Below are 18417 nucleotides of genomic sequence, written 5' to 3'. Positions count from 1 at the left end.
GCCCGTGCTCGGGTCGGCCTCGGTCAGGGGCGCAGCGTTCCGTCCCCGACCACGAGATATTTGAAGCTCGTCAGCTGCTCGGCGCCAACCGGGCCGCGGGCGTGCATCTTGCCGGTGGCGATGCCGATCTCCGCACCCATCCCGAATTCGCCCCCGTCGGCAAACTGGGTCGAGGCGTTGTGCATGACGATGGCGCTGTCGACCCGCTCGAAGAAGCGCGCGGCGGCCTCGGCATCCTCGGTCAGGATCGCCTCGGTATGGCTGGAGCCGAACTCCCGGATGTGGGAGATTGCTTCGTCAATGTCATCAACGACTTTCGCGGCGATCTTCATGTCAAGGAACTCAGTTCCAAAGTCCGTATCCGCAGCCTCGACACTGCCCTTCAGGCCGCGCGCCCTGACCTCGACGCCGGCCGCCATCAGATCGTCCACGATCTGCTGACCGAGCGTTTCCGCGATATCGCGATGGACCAGAAGGCATTCGGCGGAACCGCAGATGCCGGTGCGGCGAGTCTTGGCATTGAGCACGACGGCGCGGGCCTTGTCGGGGTCGGCGGCCTTGTCGACATAGACGTGACAGATCCCCTCGAGATGGGCAAAGACCGGCACCCGCGCTTCGCGCTGGACGAGGCCGACCAGCCCCTTGCCGCCGCGAGGCACGATCACGTCGATCGTGCCGGTCATCTGCAGCATCTCGGAAACGGCGGCGCGGTCGCGGGTCGGCACGCGCTGGACCGCGTCCTCGGGCAGGTTCGCGGCCTTCAGCCCCTCGACGAGGCAAGCATGAATGGCGGCGGAGGAATGGAAGCTCTCCGACCCGCCGCGCAGGATCACCGCGTTGCCGGCCTTGAGGCAGAGCGCGCCGGCGTCGGCGGTCACATTGGGGCGGCTTTCGTAGATCACGCCCACGACGCCGAGCGGGGTGCGGACGCGGCGGATGCGCAGGCCGGAGGGCATGTCCCACTCGGCGATGGTATCCCCCACCGGGTCCTTTTGCTCCGCCACCGTGCGCAGCCCGTCGACAATGCCCTGGATGCGGCCCTCGTCGAGCCGCAGCCGGTCCATCATCGCGTCGGTCAGCCCCTTTTGGCGCCCAAACTCCATGTCCTTGGCGTTGGCGCTGATGATGTCGTCGCGGCGCGACCAGACCGCGTCGGCGGCGGCGATCAGCGCCGCGTGTTTGCGCTCTGCGCTCGCATGGGCCAGTTCGGCGGCGGCGGCTTTGGCGCGGGCACCGATTTCGGCCATCAGGGCGGGAATGTCGGTCTGGTCTTTCATCTCGGTTCTTTCTGGGCGGCGGGCGGTCAGAGCGCCATGTCGTCCCGGTGGATCAAGGCGGCACGGCCGGGATAGCCGAGGATGGACTCGATGTCACCGGATCTGTGGCCGGCGATGGCGCGGGCCTCGGCGGCGGTGTAGCGGCAGAGCCCCTGCCCCAGCCGCCCGTTCGGGCCGATGATCGCCACCGGATCGCCGCGTCCGAAGCGGCCAGAGACGGCGGTGACGCCGGCGGGCAGCAGCGACCGGCCTTCGGCGAGGGCCTCGGCCGCGCCGGCATCGACGGTAATCTCGCCACGCGGTTTCATGCTGGCGATCCAGCGCTTGCGGGCCACCTGCGGGTCGCCCTCGGTCAGGAACCAGGTGCAGGCGGCGCCGCCCTGAAGCGCCTTCAGCGGGCGGTCGACGGAGCCTTCGGTGATCACCATGGCACACCCGGCCTTGGTCGCTGTCTTGGCCGCCATGAGCTTGGTCTTCATTCCGCCGCGGGAAAGCCCCGAGGCGGCGTCGCCGGCTTGTGCCTCGATCTCCGCCGTGATGTGCTCGATCGCCTCGTAGCGGCGGGCGGTCGGGTCGGTTGTAGGATTTGCGGAGTAGAAACCGTCGACATCGGACAGCAGCACGAGTTGATCCGCGCCCACAGTGACGGCAACCTGGGCGGCCAGCCGGTCATTGTCGCCGAAACGAATCTCGTCGGTGGCGATTGTGTCGTTCTCGTTGACAATCGGCACAACGCCGAGGCCGAGTAGCGTTTCCAGCGTTGCCCGAGTGTTGAGGTAGCGGCGGCGGTCCTCGGAATCCTCGAGCGTCACCAAAACTTGCGCGGCCTTGATCCGGTGCGGCAGGAGTGCGGTGCGGTAGGCGCGCGCCAACTCGATCTGGCCGACCGCGGCGGCGGCCTGAGATTGCTCCAGAGGCAGCGCTCCGGTGCCGAGCCCGAGGCTGGAGCGGCCAAGCGCGATGGAGCCGGAGGAGACGAGGATTACGTCGGTCCCGCGGGCCCGCGCCTCGGAGACGTCCAGCGCCAGGCCGGTCAGCCAATCCTCGCGCAGGGCGCCTGTTGCGCGATCCACCAGCAGCGCCGAGCCGATCTTGACGACCAGCCGGCTGGCCTGTGCGATGGCGGGCAATTGGCGGGCGCTCAGGGTCTCCATCCCTCGGACTCCTCTTCCGTGCCGTCCTCGTCGTCCTCCACGCGCGTGAGCTTCCGCGCTGCGTCGACCTCCGAGCGCAGGGCGCGCAGCACCGCTGTCAGCCCCTCCCGGCTGACGCCGGACATCGGGTAGACGCGGCCGCCTGACGCCTCCTCCAACTCGGCAATCGCCTCGGCGCGGTGCTCGTCGTCGAGCGCGTCGATCTTGTTGAGCGCGGTGATGCGCGGCTTGTCGGCCAGCGCGCCGCCATAGGCTTCGAGCTCGCCTATGATCGTGCGGTAGTCGCCGGCGATGTCCTCGGAGGTGCCGTCCACCAGGTGCAGCAGCACGGCGCAACGCTCGACATGGCCGAGGAAACGGTCGCCGATGCCCCTGCCCTCGTGCGCGCCTTCGATAAGGCCCGGAATGTCGGCCACCACGAATTCGGCATTGTCGACACCCACGACCCCGAGGTTGGGATGCAACGTGGTGAACGGGTAATCGGCGATCTTGGGTCGTGCGTTCGAAGTCGCCGCCAGGAAGGTGGACTTGCCGGCATTGGGCAGGCCCAGCAACCCGGCATCGGCGATCAGCTTGAGCCGAAGCCAGATCGTCCGCTCCACCCCCGGCTGGCCCGGGTTGGCGCGGCGGGGCGCCTGGTTCGTCGAGGTCTTGAAATGCAGGTTGCCGAAACCGCCGTTGCCGCCGCGGGCTAGAACCACGCGATCACCCACGTTCGCGAGATCGGCAATAACGGTCTCCTCGTCCTCGTCGAGGATCTCGGTGCCCGCAGGCACCCTCAGGATGATGTCGTTGCCATCGGCGCCGGTGCGCTGGCGGCCCATGCCCGGCGTGCCGTTCTTGGCGAAGAAGTGCTGCTGGTAGCGGAAGTCGATCAGCGTGTTCAGCCCGTCGACCGCCTCGGCGATCACGTCGCCGCCGTTGCCACCGTCGCCACCGTCCGGCCCGCCGTATTCGACGAACTTCTCGCGCCGGAACGACACGGCGCCGCCGCCTCCGGAACCGGAGCGGATATAGACCTTGGCGAGATCGAGAAATTTCATAGTCGGGCCTCGAAACGGGAACGCTCCAGCCGATAGTGCGAAACCGGCTCGGGCTCAAGGCGAAGGCGCGTCCGCGCGCCCAGCCTGTCACCCAGGTAGTCGAAGCCAAGCTTGCGCAGAACCGCACCTGAAGCGGGGTTGTCGGTGTCGTGGTCGGCGTCCAGCGCCTTCAACGGGAAGGCACGGAAGACGGCAGGGATGAAGGCCTCCATGACCTCGGTGACCAGCCCCCTGCCCCACAGCGATTTTTCTACAAAATAGGCGACACTTGCGATGCCATCCTGATCCGCGGGCGAAAGGCCGGCCATGCCGATCAACTGGCCTTTTCGATCCAGTATTCCAAGCCGGAAACCGGGTCGCTCTTTCCAACGGCCTGCGGCAATCCAGTCCCGCGCCTCGTCCACCGGCCAAGGCGCGGGAATCGAGACAGTGTTTCGGGCGACCTCCGGGATGCCGCCGATTTCGGACAGCCGCGGTGCGTCATCGGCCGTCAGGGGGCGGAGGACGCAGCGCGGCGTGGTCAGGTGCGGCAGGCTGCGCATCTCATGCCATCTCGCGCGGCTCAGCGTCATCCGGCGGCTGGGAAACTCCGCATCGCGGGCCCGGCAGAACATGGGCTTGCGCCCGGTATATTCGAACCCGAGCTTGCACAGCACGCCCCCCGAGCGCGCGTTGTCATCGAAATGACCAGACGTGAGGTCGGGAGCCGCCGGATCGGCGAACCACCGGTCGATCACCGCAAAGCCGGCTTCAGTGGCATAGCCGTGTCCCCATGCCGAACGCGCCAGCCAGTAGCCGAGCGAGTCATCAATCGCCATTCCGCCAATCAGGTCCCCCTCGCGGATGATGGCCCAGTAGTGTGGCTGGCAGGCCAGGGTTTCCAGATACTGTTCCGCGTCGGCCGGCCCATAGGGATGAGGCACCGGTGCAAGCCACTTCGACACCTCGAAATCGCCGATCCCCTCGACAATGGCCGGCACGTCCGCCGCCCGGAAGGTCCGAAGTGTCAGGCGGGGCGTCTTGATCTTGATTTCGTCCCGCCTGTCAGTCATCTAGGAGAGCTTCTTGAGGTAGGTCCAGGTTGGAACCGTGGCATTCCGGGCGACCGAGAAGACCTCGGCGTCGCCGAGATACTCGAAGCCGGCATTGGTCAGGATCCGCGCGGAGATCGGGTTGTCCTGGAACACCTCGGCAAAGATCGTGTCGCAGCCCTGCGGATTGGCGGCGAGCAGCGCCCCGACCGCTTCGGAGGCGAGGCCGGTGTGCCACATCACTGGTGCGACCCAGTAGCCGATCTCGGATTTTCGGGGCGCGTCGGCCATCCGGGAGAGGCTGATCACGCCGACCAGCTCGCCGAGGCCGGCCGCGGTGCCGTCCATCGCCCAGACATCTTCCTTTCGATCCTCGGCAAGGCTGCGGGAGATGAAGGCCTCCGTCGCGCCAGGAGGCAGCGGATGCGGGATCGACCGGGTAGCCATCGCCACACGCTCGTCGCCGGCATAAAGCTCCAGCAGCCCCATGTCGGACTTCTGTAGCGGGCGCAGCGTAACGCGTTCGGACTGTATGACCTTCTGGCCGGTGATCTTCTCTATCTGCATGTCGTTTCCCTCCTCCCGGGAAGCGCAATCGTTCAACTCGCCGGAGACCGCCCCCTCCCTAGAGGCTCGTGCGCCGCATCTGGCGCAACCAGCATATACTGAAAATGGTAGCGACCACAGCGGCTTCCAAGACGTTGTGATCCAGAACCGGCGTCACGAGGTTGTGCGCGGCCCAGTCCAGCGGCTGGATGACCAGCCGGAACAGGAACCCGGGCACGCCGGTCGCGATGGCATCCGGCTGCAGCCGCGCCTGGCTCAGGCGGAACGCGGCGAGGCTGATCGCGGCCAGGGTCGCCCAGAACGCGGCGCCGAGCGCGGGGCGCAGGCGTCCACGGGTTCCGGCGCGCAGAGCGTAGATGGGGCTGATGCACGAAGCGTCAGTCATTCCAGGGCCTTTTCCAGAGAATCGCTTGGGGGGACCGGCCTTTTGCCGATCCCCCCAGGTCTGTCTTGTACCGGGTTCGGCTTACTCGGCGGCTTCCGCGACCGGGAGCACCGAAATGAACGTGCGGCCCTTGAGGCCCTTATGGTACTTCACGGCGCCTTCGACGGTGGCGAAGATCGTGTGATCCTTGCCCTGGCCGACGCCCTCGCCCGGCCACCACTTGTTGCCGCGCTGACGCACGATGATGTTGCCGGGGATGACGGCTTCGCCGCCGTATTTCTTCACACCAAGGCGGCGACCGATGGAGTCGCGACCGTTACGGGATGAACCGCCTGCTTTTTTATGTGCCATATCGCTTGCTCCTTCTGTCTCAGCCTTCGGCCACGATGGCCTTGGCCTGCTCGACCCAGCCTTCGCGCTCGATGCGGCCCTTGAACGAGAGTTTCTCGTCGAACTCGGCGATGTCGGCTTCGGTCCAGCCGGCAATCTGCGCGAAGCTGGTCACGCCGGCGGCATGCAGCTTCTTCTCAAGCGCCGGGCCCACGCCCGACAGTTTCTTCAGGTCGTCCGCACCGGCGGGAGCTTCCGCGGCAGGCGCGGCAGCGGCCTTCGCCTTCGGGGCGGCCTTGGCTTTCGGGGCGGCCTTGGCGGCCGGCTTGGCTTCGGTGGCGGCAACCGCGACACCGGCAACCGAGCCCGCGCCCACGGCAGCCTTAACCCCGGTCGCGCCAGCGCCCGATTCGAGGATGTCGGTGATGCGCAGCACGGTCAGCTGCTGGCGATGGCCCCGGGTCCGCTTGGAGCTGTGCTTCCGGCGGCGCTTCACGAAGCTGATGGTCTTGGCGCCCTTGATCTGGTCGAGCACCTCGGCCTGCACGGCCGCGCCATCGACGAGCGGCGCACCCACGGTGGAGCCGATCATCAGGATGTCATTGAATTGAACGGTTTCGCCGGCAGTAGCCGCCAGCTTCTCGACGCGCAGCACGTCGCCCGACTGGACGCGGTATTGCTTGCCGCCGGTCTTGAGGACCGCAAACATGGGTCATTCCTTTGCTCTCGACGCGTCCTTCATGGTCCCCTCGCGGGCGTTCTCGCCGGAAACCGGCACCTCGGACAGCGCGCCCCTTCGGGGGCGTGTTTCTTGTTTCCGTGCCGGAGTCCGGCCACGGAGAGGGCCGTATGAGCGAGAAAGCCCTGCGTGTCAAGACATTCCGGCCCGCGCGGTGCCTCCCGAGACGGGCTCAGAGATCCTCGCCGGCCATGAACCGCGCGGCGGCCATGCCGAGGTCGTAGGAAATGGTGCGGAACATCTCGTCGAAGGCGGCGAAGAGATGCGTGTTCAGGCTACGCCCGGCCTCGCTCCGGGAGAGTTCGAGGTAGGCTTTCAACTCCGCGTCCGTGAGTGGCTGGTAGGCCATCGCAAGATAGGAATATAGCCAGGTCCCGGTTTCGTCGCGGATCTCGTCCTCCTGGGACCAGACATCGCGCAGCATGTCCTCCTCGCCCATGAAGTCGCCAAACGCGCCGGCGGCGTTCAGGCCGGAGTAGAAGGCATAGTTGGCGTTGAGCGCGCCCACGACGTTCATCTCCAACAGGTCGTTGGCGGCCGCGAAATCCTCCAGCAGGTCGAGCCGTGGCCCGCCCTCCTCCAGCAGCACGGCCATCGCCTCGTTCGCCGCCGCCTCGACGCCGGGATCGAGCATCGCCTGGCGCGCGCTGATCTCGAGTTGGACGATCTTGCGCCCGGGTTCGGTGGTGAAGAAGTCGATGAGCGGATCAAGATGCCAGGCCGGCAGGTCCGCCGCCAGCTCGTCCTCGAGGATATCGGCCATCCGGTCCACATCGAAGATGCCGGCCACGATTTCCGGCCACCGCTCGCCGCCGCGCCCCGGGAACATGTCCGACTCGAGGTCGCCGGCATAGTCAACTCCCTCGTCCTGCATGATACCGAGGAGCGCATCCATCTCCAGCGCCTGCATCAGCGGTTCGAGACGCGCCCGCTCCTCGGGCGTCGCCCTCGGAGGCGCCTCGTTGGTTTGCGCCCAGGCCGCGAAGGCCAGAAAGCACAGGGCGAGCGTGGAAAGTATGGGGCGAGGGATCATCGACAAACTCCGTCTGCTTGTCTCAGGGGTAGTGCGCCATCACTGCAATGCCAAGGCATCGCGCTCGCTGCACTCCATCCGCAATCTTCAAATTGACGGCACCGGGGGCGAGAAAAGCCCTTGCGCCCCTCCCACGCAAACATTACACCGCCCGCACCCTGACCACGGGAGCGCGGAGAGGTGCCGGAGTGGTCGAACGGGGCGGTCTCGAAAACCGTTGTGGGTGCAAGCCCACCCAGGGTTCGAATCCCTGTCTCTCCGCCACTTTCCACCTGATCAGACGGATGACTTTTCCGCACGGAGCGCTGCGAACCGGGGCGCTTCGCCGCGGCGGGCGTTTGCCGTTCCTCCGGTCGCCACTTCGGCTGGTCCGGGAGGCCGCGGATCGGCCGGCCGGATGGGGGCGCGCGCCTTGAAAACAGGCATGCAAGGGCGTCCGTTCAACGAAATCTCATTTGATCACGCGTGTGTTACAAGAGCGTCACGGAAGTTTCCTATCAACCGCGGGCCGGCTGCCGGCAGACCCAGGTTGATACCAAGGAAAACCCCATGTCCCACAAGAAATCCGTCGCGGCGATTCTGCTGAGCACCACAGTGCTCGGCGTTCCCGCCCACGCCGAATCCATGAAGCGTCTGGCCACCGTTCCGCTCGATGCCGAGGTCACCGGCCTGTTCGAGGTCGGCTCGGACCTGTTCTTCAACATCCAGCACCCGAACAAGGAAATCGGAAACGAATTCGCGAAGGCCGCTGTCGGCGTGATCGCCAACGCCGATTGGGATGCCGCCGCGATGGAGCCGACCACCGAAGACGCCGACAAGAAGGTCGTGCGCTCCTCGCTGGGCGATTACCAGGTCCTGCTTCAGGAAGGTGACGAGGGCATCGTCGGTGTGATCAAGTCGCTGGCTGGCGAAGACCTGCTGGTCTCCAACGACCCCGACTTCAACGCCTACGTGCCCACCGGCGACAACGAAGGTTACCTGTTCACCAACTGGGAGAACCGCCCCGGCGGCATGTCCCGCGCCAAGATCATGCGCGCCGAGGACGGCACCTGGTCGGTCGATACGTCCGACCTGATCATGATCGACTTTTCGGCCGTCGACGGCACCTTGGTGAACTGCTTCGGCACGCTCTCGCCCTGGGGCACCCCGCTGACCTCCGAAGAGCTGTATTTCGACGACACGGTCGACTGGAACAACCCCGAGTACAAGTACATCGATGACAACCAGGTGCTCGCCAACTACCTTGGCGAGGGCAAGTATCCGAACCCCTACGACTACGGCTATATCGTCGAGATCACCGATCCCGCCGGCGCCGCGACCCCGGTCAAGCATATGGCCCTCGGTCGCTTCAGCCACGAGAACGCGGTTGTCATGCCCGACAACAAGACCGTCTACCTCTCGGATGACGGCTCCAGCGTCGTGTTCTTCAAGTTCGTCGCCGACGCCGAGAACGATCTGTCCGCCGGCACGCTCTACGCCGCCAAGGTGACGCAGGAGGCCGGTGCGCAGGCCGATGCAGCCACCACCGGCTTCGGCATCGAGTGGATCGAGCTCGGCCACGCCTCCAACGACGAGATCGCTGCCTGGGTCGCCGAATACGACGGCATCGACCTGGAAGATCACGTCCCCGGCGAGACCAACTACATCACCGACGAGGAAGTCGCTGCCTTTGCCGCTGGCGAGGCCGCCGATGCGCGTGTCGCCTTCCTGGAATCGCGCCGTGCCGCCGTCGCCCTGGGTGCGACCGGCGAGTTCAACAAGATGGAAGGCGTGAACATCAACTACGACGCCGCCAAGGATGGCTCGGTGCCCTTCATGTACATGGCGATGTCCGACGTCTCCAAGGCGATGTCCGACGGTGAAGGCGCCATCGATGTGGCCGAGAACGTCTGCGGCGTGGTCTACGAGATGGAGCTCGACGCCAACTACGACGTCTCCATGATGGTGCCGGTCGTCGCGGGCTACGGCTACGACAAGGACGCCGAGGCGAATGCCTGCCCGATGGACTCGGTCGCCAACCCCGACAACATCCTGGTCCGCGCCAACGGTCAGGTCGTGATCGGCGAGGATTCCGGCAACCACGAGAACAACGTCATCTGGCTCTGGAACCGCGACAGCCAGAGCTGATCGCGCCTGGCGCAAGGTATCGAAGGAGGCGGTCCGCCGCCTCCTTTCGCCTTTCCGAGCCTTTATGGTGCCGGGCTCTCCCTCCCCGGCGCCACTTTCGTGACCGGGACGCCCCCGTCACTCACACGTGACACGCCTTGCTCTTGTCGGCATCGCCCAGCCTTGGCATGGTCCCGCAGCCAGCCCCGGGCACCAATGTCGCCGCTGGTCCAGCCCGGTCCCCACTCCCTGCCCTCCTCCGGAGACACGCCGATGTTCCGCAAAACGTTTCTTGCCGCCCTCGTCCTCGCGCAAGGTCTCCTGGCCGTGCCCGCCGCAGCGCAATCCGCGCCGCCGGCCCAGGACGGTGTCGGCCGGCTGGATTCCTTCAACGAGGAACTAGGCCTTCCCTACTGGGCGCCGGGACGGGGCGAGGTAGACCATGACGCTCTGCGCCGGCGTTCACTGGCCGTGCTGGAGCGCCAGTTCGGCGCCTTCCGGGAGGCCAGCGCCGGGCTGGCCGAAACCGCGTCCGCCCATTGCGCCGGGACCGCCGACGCGGCCGAGATCAAGGCGGCCCTGCGCGACGCCTGGCTCGCCTGGGCGCCGCTCGACAGCTACCAGTTCGGCCCGGTTGAACAGCTCGGTGCCGCGCTGACGGTGAACTTCTGGCCCGACAAGAAGGATTTCGTGGGGCGCGGGCTGAAAGCGCTCGAGGCCCTCTCGCCCGAAGACCTGGCCGATCCCGCGACCATCGCCCAGGGCTCCGCCGCGACCCAGGGCCTGCCGGCTATCGAGCGGTTGCTCTATACCGACATGGAGGCCTGCCCGTCCATCGTCGGCATCAGCCTCTACATGGAGGACCTCGGCGGCGCGCTCTACGAAGCCTGGTTCACCGAGAACGGCTGGGCCGACCTGGCGAACGCCGCCGGGCCGGACAACCCGGTCTACCTCTCGCCCGAGGAGTTCACCAAGACGCTCTACACCGCCGTCGACTTCGGCCTGACCCGGGTCGCCGAGTCGCGGCTGGGCCGGCCGCTCGGCACCTTCGACCGCCCCTTCCCGGACCAGGCGGAGGCCTGGCGGTCCGGGCTGAGCAACGAGATCATCCTCGCCCAGATCCACGGGCTGGCCGAGATGGTCCGGCTGGGCTTTGCCGGCGACGTGCGGGAGACCGACCGCGGCTGGATCCTTGAGGTCTTCGAGCAGACCGAGGGACGGCTCGCGGCCATCGAGCAGCCGATCTCCGAGGCGGTGAAGGAGCCGACCAGCCGGATCCGGGTGGAGGCGATGCAGACCAAGGTGCGCCACCTCCAGCTCGAGATGGCCAAGAACCTTGGCCCGAACCTCGGGGTGGAGACCGGCTTCAGCGCCGCCGACGGCGACTGATCCGCCGGGCCCTATCTAGTCGTCGAGGGTGCGCAGGTAGGCGTGAACCGCCGCGACCTCTTCGGTGGTCATTTCGAACTCCGGCATCCCCTCCAGCCCGCCCATGGCCCGGCGGATATTGTTGCGGGGAATGCCGGCGATCTCCGGCGCAACATCGTCGCCGCCCGCATCCTCCATATGACATTCGACGCAATTTTCGGCATAGATCGCCTGCCCAAGCGTCGGATCCGCGTCCTGTGCCGTGGCGGTCGACAGCCCCTTCACCAGCAACCAGATAATGACAACGAAACGCGTTTGGGCGTGAAGAAGGCTCGGCATCGCTCTGACCTCGCAAGGGAAACGTGCCGCGAGCTAGTACCCGCTCCGTGACAGAGCCATGACGCGTGGGGCGCAGCGCCCGCGACCGATCGTCCGTTTTTCCGCGCCCTGCCCGTCTCGCGACCACCGTGCCTATAATTCGGGCATTCGATCCCGGCGCAGATCGCAAGCGGTCGCAGCCCTGACGGTTTGTGCCCATCTCGCTCCACCGGCCGCCCCCGCGACACGGTCTGCATTGAATGCACCGCGTGGTGCTGTACAAGTCGCGCCATGATGCCGCTAACACTCGGATGGGAGCACAGGCGTGACGCAGCAACCGGATGACATCCAATTCTCTCTTGCCGACGAGGAAGACGAGGCGATCCGCTTTCTTGGCCGGATCCTCGGCAAAATTCTCCATACGCAGGAGGGCGGTCTTGCCTTCGATACGGTGGAGGAGATCCGCCGTGCTTCGGTGGAACTGCACCGCTCCGGTGATGAATCCGCGCTGAGACGGCTGCACGACACGATCGCGGCCATGCCGGAGGATCTCACCTTCCACGTGCTGCGGGCCTTCACCTATTTTCTGCACCTGCTGAACATCGCCCAGGACGAGCAGATCCTGCTCGATCACCGCAAGGCCTCGGGCCACGCCCTGCCCGACGCGATCGAGGCGGCGAGGGAAGCCGGTTTCAGCGACAGCCAGCTCGTCGCCTTTTTCAAGGACGCGCTGGTGAGCCCGATCCTCACCGCCCACCCGACCGAGATCCGCCGTCAGAGCACGATGCGGGCGGAGTTTGCCATCTCCAAGCTGCTGGACGAGCGCACCCGTGCCCGCAAGGTCGGGCTCGACGTCACCGAGATCGAGCGCGGCATCGAGCGCGAGATCGAGACCTTGTGGCAGACACATCTGCTCCGCCGCAGCAAGCTGAGCGTCACCGACGAGATCAAGAACAGCCTCACCTACTACGATCACACCTTCTTCCAGGCGGTGCCCAAGCTGCAGGAGACGCTGCTGAAATCGCTGGGCAAGGCGAGCTTCGGCCAGGATTTCCCGGCCTTCCTGCGCGTCGGCACCTGGATCGGCGGTGACCGCGACGGCAACCCGTTCGTGACCGACACGATCCTGCGCGAGGTGTTCCGGATGCAGGCGGGCCACGCGCTGCGTCACTACCTCGAGGAAGTGCACCTGCTCGGTCGGGAACTGTCGATGTCGACCCGCGTGGTGCGGGTGAACCAGGACCTTCAGGAACTGGCCGACATCTCGCCCGACACCTCGGAGCACCGGCTGGACGAGCCCTACCGCCGTGCGCTGATCGGCATCTATGCCCGGCTTGCCGCGACGCTTACGGAGATCGACCCGGAGAACCCGGCGCCGCTGCACACCGCAAAGGGCGCACCCTATGGCCGATCCGAGGAGCTGCTGCGCGATCTCGACGTGATCGACCGGTCGCTGCGCTCGCACCAGGCTTTCGCGATTGCCGATGGCCGGATCCTCGATCTGCGGCGCAAGGTGCGCAGCTTCGGCTTCCATCTGGCCAGCGTCGACCTGCGCCAGAACTCTTCGGTGCACGAGGCGACCGTGGCCGAGCTGCTGGAAGCCATCGCGCCGGGCACCGACTATCTCGGCATGAACGAGGCCGCCCGCCAGGAGATCCTGCGCAAGGAGCTGACCTCGCCGCGCGCCCTGATCCGCCCCTACTGGGAATACTCGGAAAAGACGGCGGGAGAGCTTGCGGTGTTCCGCGCCGCCAAGGAGATCGTCGACCGGTTCGGCCCGCGAGCCATCGTCACCTCGATCATCTCCAACGCGCAGTCCGTGTCCGACGTTCTGGAGCTCTGCGTCCTGCTGAAGGAAGCCGGACTGCTGACGCTCGACGGCAAGTGCTCGATCGCCATCGTGCCGCTGTTCGAGACCATCGCCGACCTTCGCAACGGTCCCGGCATCATGCGCGCGCTGTTCGAGACGCCCGAGTACCGCCGCATCGTCACCGCCCAGAAGGACGAGCAGGAGATCATGCTTGGCTATTCCGACAGCAACAAGGACGGCGGGCTGGTCACCTCGAACTGGGAGTTGTTCAAGGCCGAGCGTGCACTGGTCGAGTTGTTCCGGGAGAAAGAGATCCGGTTGCGGCTGTTCCATGGACGGGGCGGCTCCATCGGCCGCGGGGGCGGCCCGACCCGCGAGGCGATCGTTGCGCAGCCGCCGGGCGCCGTCGCCGGGCAGATCCGCCTGACCGAACAGGGCGAGGTCATCTCCTCGCGCTATTCCCATGCAGAGATCGGCTATGCCCATCTCGAGACGCTGGTCTCCGCGACGCTCGAGGCGACGCTCATGCCCGAGGCGGAGAGCGCGCTCGGCGAGTATTCGGCGATCATGGATGCCATGTCCGACCACGCCTTCCGGGCCTATCGCAGCCTTGTCTTCGAGACGGAGGGGTTCGAGGAGTTCTTCTGGTCCTCCACCGTGATCAACGAGATCGCCTCGCTCAACATCGGCTCGCGGCCCGCCTCGCGCTCCAAGACCCGTGAGATCACCTCGCTGCGCGCGATCCCCTGGGTGTTTTCCTGGGCGCAGTGCCGGATCATGCTGCCGGCCTGGTACGGCTTCGGCTCCGCGGTCGAGGCCTGGTGCGCCGAGAACGAGGATCCCGAAGGCGAGAAACTGGCCGCGCTCTACGATGCCTGGCCGTTCTTCCACGCCATGGTCTCCAAGATCGACCTGATGATCGGCAAGAGCGACCTCGCCATGGCCGCGCAATACGCCGATCTCTGCGAGGACAAGGAGATCCGGGACCGGATCTTCGGCCGGATCAGCGCCGAGTGGGAGGCGACCGTGCGGGCGCTCGAGATGATCACCGGCACTTCACCTGTCGAGCGCAAACGCTCCGGCGAGGCGAAGGCGCGTCTGCGCCACCGCACGCCCTATCTCGACCCGCTGAACCACATGCAGGTCGAACTGCTCAAGAAGGTCCGAATGGCCAGTTCCGAGGAGATCTCCGAGCGGACCCGACGCGGGATCCTGCTGTCGATCAACGGCGTGGCCTCCGGCCTGCGAAACACCGGCTGAGGCTGTGGCGCCGGGGCCTGCTTGGCCCCGGCGGCGCGTGTGGCGATCTCCGCCGCGCTCATTGGCGCGCGGCTGGAGCGGGGTATTTTTTCCAAGAAGAAGCTGGAGGCGCGGCCTATTCCGCCGCGATCTCCGTGGCGCTCGTCGGGGCGTAGTTCAGAACGGGCGCGAGCCAGCGCTCGGCCTCGGCCAGGGTCATGCTCTTGCGGGCGGCGTAATCTTCGACCTGGTCGCGCTCCACCTTGCCGACGCCGAAGTAATAGCTCTCCGGATGGCCGATATAGAAGCCGGAGACCGAAGCGCCAGGCCACATGGCGAGGCTTTCGGTCAGTTCCACACCGGTGGCGGCGGTGGCGTCGAGCAGGTCGAAGAGCGTCGTCTTTTCGGTGTGGTCGGGCTGCGCGGGATAGCCGGGCGCCGGGCGGATGCCGCTGTAGCGCTCGGCGATCAGGTCGGCGGCGTCGCAGGCCTCCTCCGGCGCATAGCCCCAGAAATCGGTGCGGACCATCTGGTGTAGTCGTTCGGCCATCGCCTCGGCGAAGCGGTCGGCGAGCGCCTTGACCAGGATGGCGGAATAATCGTCGTGCGCGGCTTCGAACCGCTTGGCGATGTCGATTTCCTCCGCGCCTGCCGTCACCACGAAGCCGCCGACGTAATCGGGGCCCGTGCCTTCGGGGGCGACGAAATCGGCCAGCGCGACGTTCGGGCGCCCGTCCCGCTTGGCCGTCTGCTGCCGCAGGGTGTGGAGCGTGGCGAGGGTCTCGGTGCGCTGGTCGTCCTTGAAGAGGCGGATGTCGTCGCCCACGGCATTGGCGGGCCAGAAGCCGACAACGGCGCGCGGGGTGAACCATTTCTCGTCGATGATCCGGCCGAGCATCTCCTGCGCGTCGTCAAAGAGCTGGCGCGCCGCCTCGCCCTGTTCGGGGTCCTCCAGCAACTTGGGATAGACGCCCTTGAGCTCCCAGGTCCGGAAGAAGGGCGTCCAGTCGATGTAGCGGGCAAGCTCGCCGAGATCCCAATCCTCGAGCACGCGAGTGCCGAGGAATGTGGGCGCGCTGGCGCGGTGGGCCTGGTGATCGAGCTGGAGCGCATTGGCCCGCGCGGCTTCGAGCGGCAACCGCCGCTTGGCCTGCTCGCCACGGGCGTGCTTCTCGGCCACGTCAGCATATTCTGTTGCGATCTTCGCCACATAGGCCGGCTTCTGCTCGGCGGAGAGGAGCGCGGAGACGACACCCACGGCGCGGCTGGCGTCGGTCACGTGGATCGCCTGGCCGAGAGTGTAGCGCGGATCGATCTTGACCGCGGTATGCACCCGGCTCGTGGTCGCCCCGCCGATCAGCAGCGGCAGGTCGAGCCCCTGGCGCTGCATCTCTGAGGCCACGTGGACCATCTCGTCCAGCGACGGGGTGATGAGGCCGGACAGCCCGATCACGTCGACATTCTCGGCCCTGGCGGTGGCGAGGATCTTTTCGGCGGGCACCATCACGCCGAGATCGATGATCTCGTAATTGTTGCAGGCCAGAACGACGCCGACGATGTTCTTGCCGATGTCGTGCACATCGCCCTTCACCGTCGCCATCAGCACCTTGCCGGCGCTCTCGCGCCCGCTTCCGCCGTTCAGACGCTTCTCCTCTTCCATGTAGGGCAGCAGAACGGCGACGGCCTGTTTCATGACGCGGGCGGATTTCACCACCTGCGGCAGGAACATCTTGCCGGCGCCGAACAGGTCGCCGACCACGTTCATCCCGTCCATCAGCGGGCCTTCGATGACGTGCAGCGGGCGCTCGGCGGCCTGGCGGGCCTCTTCGGTGTCGGCCTCGATATACTCGGTGATGCCGTTGACCAGCGCGTGTTCCAGCCGCTTCTCGACCGGCCACTCGCGCCAGGTCAGGTCCTTTTCGCGCCCTTTTGCGCCACCCTGCCCTCGGAAGCGTTCGGCGATCTCAAGGAGGTTCTCGGTGGCACTGACGCCGGCCTTCGGCGTGCGGTTCAGGACCACGTCCTCGCAGGCCTCGCGGAGCTCCGGCGCGATCTGGTCATAGACCGCGAGCTGACCCGCGTTAACGATACCCATGTCCATCCCGGCCTGAATGGCGTGGTAGAGAAAGACCGCGTGCATTGCCTCGCGCACGGGTTCGTTGCCGCGGAAGCTGAAGCTCAAGTTCGACACGCCGCCCGAGATGTGCACATGCGGGCAGGTCTCGGTGATGCGCCGCGTGGCCTCGATGAAATCGACGCCGTAATTGTCGTGTTCCTCGATCCCGGTGGCGACGGCAAAGACGTTGGGGTCGAAGATGATGTCCTCGGGCGGGAAGCCGACCTGCTCGGTCAGCAGCCTGTAGGCCCGGGTGCAGATCTCGACCTTGCGGTCGGCCGTGTCGGCCTGTCCCTGCTCGTCGAAGGCCATGACGATCACCGCCGCCCCGTAGGCGCGGCAGAGCCGGGCCTGGTGCAGGAAGCTCTCCTCGCCCTCCTTCATCGAGATCGAGTTGACGATCGCCTTGCCCTGCACGCATTTCAGGCCGGCCTCGATCACCTCCCACTTGGAGCTGTCGATCATCACCGGTACGCGGGCGATGTCCGGCTCGGCGGCGATGAGGTTGAGGAACTCGACCATCGCGGCCTGCGAGTCGATCAGGCCGTCGTCCATGTTGACGTCGATCACCTGCGCGCCGTTCTCGACCTGGTCCCGGGCGACATCGAGCGCGGCGGCGTAATCGCCGGTCTTGATCAGCTTGCGGAAACGGGCGGAGCCTGTGACGTTGGTGCGCTCGCCCACGTTCACGAAGGGGATGTCGGACGTCAGGGTGAAGGGTTCGAGGCCCGACAGCCGCATCAGCGGCGGCTGTTCGGGGATCGCGCGCGGGGCGCAATCCTTTACCGCCGCGGCGATGGCGCGGATGTGTTCGTAGGTGGAGCCGCAGCAGCCGCCCACCACGTTGACCAGACCGTCCTTCGCGAAGCCCGCGACCTGAGCCGCCATCTGCTCCGGGGTCTCGTCGTATTCCCCCATCTCGTTGGGCAGACCGGCGTTCGGGTAGGCGCAGATCAGCGTGTCGGCGACGGCCGAAAGCTCGGCGAGGTGCGGCCGCATGGCCGAAGCGCCGAGCGCGCAGTTGAGGCCGACGGTCACCGGCATGGCGTGGCGCACGGAATGCCAGAACGCGGTCGGCGTCTGGCCGGAGAGCGTGCGGCCCGACAGGTCGGTGATCGTGCCCGAGATCATCACCGGCAGGCGCAGCCCCCGGGCGGCAAAGACCTCCTCGCAAGCCATGATCGCGGCCTTGGCGTTGAGCGTGTCGAAGATCGTCTCGATCAGCAGGATGTCGGCGCCGCCCTCGATCAGGGCGTCCGCCTGCTCGGCATAGGCAACGCGCAATTGATCAAAGGTCACAGCGCGATAGCCGGGGTTGTTCACATCCGGGCTGATCGAGGCGGTGCGGTTCGTCGGCCCGAGGGCGCCGGCGACGAAGCGCGGCCGGCCATCCGTCGCTTCCGCCCGATCCATCGCCTGCCGGGCCAGCCGTGCGCCGGCGACGTTGAGGTCGCGCACCGCGCCCTCCATCGCGTAATCGGCCTGGGCGATCGTGGTCGAGGAGAAGGTGTTCGTCTCCACGATATCGGCGCCGGCAATCGCGTACTGGTAATGGATCTCCTCGATCACATCCGGGCGGGTCAGGTTCAGCAGGTCGTTGTTGCCCTGCTGGGGGCGGTCGCTCGCATGCGGAAGGTGGCACGAGCAGCTACCGCCGCCGCAGCCCTGGAAATCGCCCTCCGACAGCCCGAGCCGCTGGATCTGTGTGCCCATCGCCCCATCGAGGATCAGGATGCGGTCGCGGGCGGCCTCGAGGAGGCGGTCGAAAACGGCGGAACGTTTGGTCATTTCAGGCTACGGGCTCGAGTCAGGGATAGGAGAACCGCTCTCCTCTAACGCAGTCTGGGGTATTTATGAAATTCATAATCAGCAAGATCTTCATGCATGGCATTCACATAGCC

General features: G+C 66.5%; 14 protein-coding genes and 1 tRNA gene. 4 read left to right on the top strand and 11 right to left on the bottom strand.

Going from position 1 to position 18417, the window contains the following annotated elements; translation table 11 throughout:
* Nucleotides 1–23: 23 nt before the first annotated feature.
* The 9 genes from ACFQ2S_RS16625 to ACFQ2S_RS16585 all read right to left on the bottom strand — a co-directional run bounded on the left by ACFQ2S_RS16625 (nt 24) and on the right by ACFQ2S_RS16585 (nt 7559).
* A complete protein-coding gene (locus ACFQ2S_RS16625) occupies nt 24–1277 on the bottom strand; it encodes a glutamate-5-semialdehyde dehydrogenase (RefSeq protein ID WP_386076150.1) in 1254 nt (417 codons plus the stop codon).
* A 26-nt stretch (nt 1278–1303) separates the two neighbouring features.
* The gene (gene proB, locus ACFQ2S_RS16620; RefSeq protein ID WP_386076149.1) at nt 1304–2431 is read right to left on the bottom strand and encodes a glutamate 5-kinase; all 1128 of its coding nucleotides are present in this window, start codon (nt 2429–2431) and stop codon (nt 1304–1306) included.
* Nucleotides 2419–3474, bottom strand: coding sequence for a GTPase ObgE (gene obgE, locus ACFQ2S_RS16615; protein ID WP_386076148.1), 1056 nt, complete (start codon nt 3472–3474; stop codon nt 2419–2421). Before obgE ends, proB begins: the two co-directional genes overlap by 13 nt.
* Nucleotides 3471–4526 (bottom strand): GNAT family N-acetyltransferase, encoded by a 1056-nt coding sequence (locus ACFQ2S_RS16610; protein ID WP_386076147.1) that lies wholly within the window; start codon nt 4524–4526, stop codon nt 3471–3473. Before ACFQ2S_RS16610 ends, obgE begins: the two co-directional genes overlap by 4 nt.
* Complete coding sequence (locus ACFQ2S_RS16605; RefSeq protein ID WP_386076145.1) at nt 4527–5072, bottom strand: GNAT family N-acetyltransferase; 546 nt, start codon at nt 5070–5072, stop codon at nt 4527–4529.
* A gap of 58 nt (nt 5073–5130) precedes the next feature.
* A complete protein-coding gene (locus ACFQ2S_RS16600; protein ID WP_386076144.1) occupies nt 5131–5457 on the bottom strand; it encodes a hypothetical protein in 327 nt (108 codons plus the stop codon).
* Between the two features lie 81 nt (nt 5458–5538).
* Nucleotides 5539–5808 carry a 50S ribosomal protein L27 gene (rpmA, locus tag ACFQ2S_RS16595; RefSeq protein ID WP_089233973.1) on the bottom strand — a complete coding sequence of 90 codons (270 nt, stop codon included), beginning with the start codon at nt 5806–5808 and terminating at the stop codon, nt 5539–5541.
* Between the two features lie 19 nt (nt 5809–5827).
* Nucleotides 5828–6496 carry a 50S ribosomal protein L21 gene (locus ACFQ2S_RS16590; protein WP_386076142.1) on the bottom strand — a complete coding sequence of 223 codons (669 nt, stop codon included), beginning with the start codon at nt 6494–6496 and terminating at the stop codon, nt 5828–5830.
* Nucleotides 6497–6698: 202 nt separating this feature from the next.
* Complete coding sequence (locus tag ACFQ2S_RS16585; RefSeq protein ID WP_386076140.1) at nt 6699–7559, bottom strand: DUF2059 domain-containing protein; 861 nt, start codon at nt 7557–7559, stop codon at nt 6699–6701.
* Between the two features lie 174 nt (nt 7560–7733).
* Between ACFQ2S_RS16585 and ACFQ2S_RS16580 the strand changes: the two genes are divergently transcribed.
* From ACFQ2S_RS16580 to ACFQ2S_RS16570, 3 genes are all read left to right on the top strand, one after another.
* Nucleotides 7734–7823: transfer RNA gene (locus tag ACFQ2S_RS16580), tRNA-Ser, on the top strand.
* A gap of 285 nt (nt 7824–8108) precedes the next feature.
* Nucleotides 8109–9686: a PhoX family protein gene (locus tag ACFQ2S_RS16575; RefSeq protein WP_386076138.1), complete on the top strand. Its 1578-nt coding sequence runs from the start codon at nt 8109–8111 to the stop codon at nt 9684–9686.
* Between the two features lie 252 nt (nt 9687–9938).
* Entirely contained in the window at nt 9939–11054 is a 1116-nt protein-coding gene (locus tag ACFQ2S_RS16570) for an imelysin family protein (RefSeq protein WP_386076136.1), read from the top strand.
* A 15-nt stretch (nt 11055–11069) separates the two neighbouring features.
* Here the strand turns inward: ACFQ2S_RS16570 and ACFQ2S_RS16565 are convergent, their stop codons facing one another.
* Nucleotides 11070–11372, bottom strand: coding sequence for a c-type cytochrome (locus tag ACFQ2S_RS16565; protein WP_386076134.1), 303 nt, complete (start codon nt 11370–11372; stop codon nt 11070–11072).
* A 304-nt stretch (nt 11373–11676) separates the two neighbouring features.
* Here ACFQ2S_RS16565 and ppc point away from each other — a divergent pair, with 304 nt between their 5' ends.
* Complete coding sequence (ppc, locus tag ACFQ2S_RS16560) at nt 11677–14421, top strand: phosphoenolpyruvate carboxylase (RefSeq protein WP_386076133.1); 2745 nt, start codon at nt 11677–11679, stop codon at nt 14419–14421.
* A gap of 115 nt (nt 14422–14536) precedes the next feature.
* Here the strand turns inward: ppc and metH are convergent, their stop codons facing one another.
* Complete coding sequence (gene metH, locus ACFQ2S_RS16555; RefSeq protein WP_386076131.1) at nt 14537–18304, bottom strand: methionine synthase; 3768 nt, start codon at nt 18302–18304, stop codon at nt 14537–14539.
* Between the last annotated feature and the right edge of the window lie 113 nt (nt 18305–18417).

The sequence above is a fragment of the Tropicimonas aquimaris genome (genome assembly GCF_042676185.1).
In the GTDB taxonomy this organism is placed as follows: domain Bacteria; phylum Pseudomonadota; class Alphaproteobacteria; order Rhodobacterales; family Rhodobacteraceae; genus Tropicimonas; species Tropicimonas aquimaris.
This window is presented reverse-complemented; position numbering and strand designations above follow the sequence as displayed.

Bases quoted from the DNA above. Each gene is read 5' to 3' on its own strand.
- ACFQ2S_RS16590 (WP_386076142.1), bottom strand. From the start codon at position 6,496: ATGTTTGCGGTCCTCAAGACCGGCGGCAAGCAATACCGCGTCCAGTCG.
- obgE (WP_386076148.1), bottom strand. From the start codon at position 3,474: ATGAAATTTCTCGATCTCGCCAAGGTCTATATCCGCTCCGGTTCCGGA.
- ACFQ2S_RS16610 (WP_386076147.1), bottom strand. From the start codon at position 4,526: ATGACTGACAGGCGGGACGAAATCAAGATCAAGACGCCCCGCCTGACA.
- ACFQ2S_RS16605 (WP_386076145.1), bottom strand. From the start codon at position 5,072: ATGCAGATAGAGAAGATCACCGGCCAGAAGGTCATACAGTCCGAACGC.
- ACFQ2S_RS16570 (WP_386076136.1), top strand. From the start codon at position 9,939: ATGTTCCGCAAAACGTTTCTTGCCGCCCTCGTCCTCGCGCAAGGTCTC.
- ACFQ2S_RS16575 (WP_386076138.1), top strand. From the start codon at position 8,109: ATGTCCCACAAGAAATCCGTCGCGGCGATTCTGCTGAGCACCACAGTG.
- rpmA (WP_089233973.1), bottom strand. From the start codon at position 5,808: ATGGCACATAAAAAAGCAGGCGGTTCATCCCGTAACGGTCGCGACTCC.
- ACFQ2S_RS16625 (WP_386076150.1), bottom strand. From the start codon at position 1,277: ATGAAAGACCAGACCGACATTCCCGCCCTGATGGCCGAAATCGGTGCC.
- ACFQ2S_RS16565 (WP_386076134.1), bottom strand. From the start codon at position 11,372: ATGCCGAGCCTTCTTCACGCCCAAACGCGTTTCGTTGTCATTATCTGG.
- proB (WP_386076149.1), bottom strand. From the start codon at position 2,431: ATGGAGACCCTGAGCGCCCGCCAATTGCCCGCCATCGCACAGGCCAGC.
- ACFQ2S_RS16600 (WP_386076144.1), bottom strand. From the start codon at position 5,457: ATGACTGACGCTTCGTGCATCAGCCCCATCTACGCTCTGCGCGCCGGA.
- ACFQ2S_RS16585 (WP_386076140.1), bottom strand. From the start codon at position 7,559: ATGATCCCTCGCCCCATACTTTCCACGCTCGCCCTGTGCTTTCTGGCC.
- metH (WP_386076131.1), bottom strand. From the start codon at position 18,304: ATGACCAAACGTTCCGCCGTTTTCGACCGCCTCCTCGAGGCCGCCCGC.